1 protein-coding gene and 1 pseudogene are annotated in these 2,157 nt (G+C 43.6%); one reads left to right on the top strand and one right to left on the bottom strand.

What is annotated here, in order from left to right; all coding sequences use genetic code 11:
* Window positions 1–1,102, bottom strand: a 1,102-nt coding sequence (locus G4P69_RS37210; protein ID WP_208354900.1) for an RNA-guided endonuclease InsQ/TnpB family protein, incomplete at its 3' end; no start/stop codon positions are given.
* Between the two features lie 358 nt (window positions 1,103–1,460).
* On the opposite strand from G4P69_RS37210, the pseudogene G4P69_RS37205 reads away from it, so the two are divergent.
* Window positions 1,461–2,126 (top strand): annotated as a pseudogene (locus tag G4P69_RS37205) (zinc-binding dehydrogenase); the annotation flags it as partial.
* Window positions 2,127–2,157: the final 31 nt, after the last annotated feature.

The raw sequence follows: 2,157 nt of genomic DNA, 5'->3' as shown, positions 1-2,157 counted from the left end.
CATCCAAAAAACTCGTCTTGGACGTGTATGATTCTTCGGTTTCAATAAACTGAATCCCGATTTCTTCACACAGTGTAAGGATGCGTTCTTTAAGCTTGGATGTTGGGATCTGTACGAAGTTCTGATTGTTACGCTTGCCTAGAGTTATCTTGTCCTTAACTTGCTGACCCCAGCCAAACACCACATTACCAATCCTATGGTTAAGGCAATAATTGACAATGAATCTAGCTGTCTTGTTGATAGCATCCCGCATTTGACGGTTGCGCAGTTCTGTCAGATGTGCCAGTTCATCATTCCAAAAACCCTGTGGTTTTCCCGTCTTAATCTTCTTAACTTTGCGGTTGTAATTAGTGTTAAGGGACTTGAGTTGTTTGCCATCAATGATGAAAGATTTACCCAAAGTTGAGACACAAGTTAGCCAGTTGTTGGTTCCTGGATCTATTCCCAGTGCTTGAGAATGATCCAGTCCCAGTAAACAGCTTGCCTCCTCGTTACCAGATTTGTAGACGTACTCAGCATATAGCTCGCGGTTACGTGGAAGTATACGAACTTCAACCAGTTGATGAGGTTTAAAGCCGTATCCCCCTGGAATCCAAACATCATTTAAAATGTCCTTGGACAACTCCCGTGAGATTGCTAAACGACACATCCCTGTTTCTATATCTAACTTCACGGCTTGAGCGGGGAATGTGACAACGGTTAACCCATCTTTGCGATAGCCAGGAATACGAGGAAAACCATTGAGTTCTCCATTAAAAAACAATGGCAGTAATTCATTATAAGAACGAAAACTCTCAATAACCGATCTAATCGTTTGCTGTGCTTGCTGTCCTCCCATAATTTGATAGTGTTCACTGTTGGCAAACTCTTTACACAATGAAGCGTAACTATCAACACTGATTTTCTTAGTTTTAAACCCAGAACGGTAAAAGCCATCCTTATCAAAGAACTCAACCCGCTCGCAGGTTTCAAAATGTTTTTGCCTGATTGAGTAGACAACCTGATTAGAAAGCTTTGAAGATTGCTCACAAAGCAAAACTAAGAAACTGTAAGTCTCATTATTGATAGCGTCAGTTAACCTAATTTGTTGGGTCTTGTACAACTGGTAATTACCTACTTAAATTTAGCTTATAATGCAAGTATACACGCTCAAATAGAAAAAATAAATGCCTTTTCATAAAAATAACGAGTACACTTTCAAGCCACAAGGTGAAAACAAGTTAGACCCTAGACCTTTATGTATTAGACTGGATTCAGAAACTAAACAGCGACTCATAAACATTCCGGACTGGCAGAATAAGTTAAGAAGCGTTCTGCCCAGTTTAATAACCGAGTGGTCAGAGTAGTGACGGGTGGATAAATTCACCCGTGTCGGGTTTCATCCCCTGGCTGAAGCTCAGGGGCTCTCACCCTCCCGCTATGTTTTTGGTAGTAATCCTCAAATTGATCAGGAGTTTTTGATGACCAAAATACGTGCTGTGGTTGTTGATCCGAGCGTCACTGGGCGTTTGGTACTGCGTGACGTAGATGCACCAAAGCCAGATCCCAACGAGGCGCTTGTGAGAGTTTCAGCAATTTCTCTAAATCGAGGTGAAGTGAGACGTTCTACCGCAGCTGATGCAGGTTGGCGTCCTGGTTGGGATTTGGCAGGTACAATTGAAACCCCATCTGCTGATGGTTCTAGCCCTCCGCAGGGTACACGTGTTGTTGGTTTACTGCGTTCTGGTGCTTGGGCAGAAGTGGTATCGGTGCCTACCCATTCTCTAGCTGAAATTCCATCATCAGTATCATTTGCTCAGGCTGCTACCCTTCCCGTAGCGGGCCTAACAGCATATCACGCGTTACTCAAAGGTGGTTCTGTTTTAGGTCGTTCAGTCTTGATCACTGCCGCCTCTGGAGGTGTTGGAAACTTCGCTATTCAACTTGCTCGTTTGAGTGGCGCGAGAACAATAGCACATATTCGGCGAGCAGAACATGAAGCTTTGGTTAAAGAAGCAGGAGCGCAAATAGTGGTCGTTGGCGAAGATCTTTCAGCTGCTAGCGAATACGGCCCATATCATTTGATACTGGAATCTGTAGGTGGAAAGATTTTAGGAGATGCTCTTGGATTATTGGCACAAGATGGTGTTTGGCTGGGGTCAGCAAGTTAAGGACAAG

Origin of the sequence: Aetokthonos hydrillicola CCALA 1050, from assembly GCF_017591665.1 — a bacterium.
GTDB classification, from domain to species: Bacteria; Cyanobacteriota; Cyanobacteriia; order Cyanobacteriales; family Nostocaceae; genus Aetokthonos; species Aetokthonos hydrillicola.
Note: the sequence above shows the minus strand (reverse complement) of the source record. Positions and strands in the feature narration are given on the sequence as shown.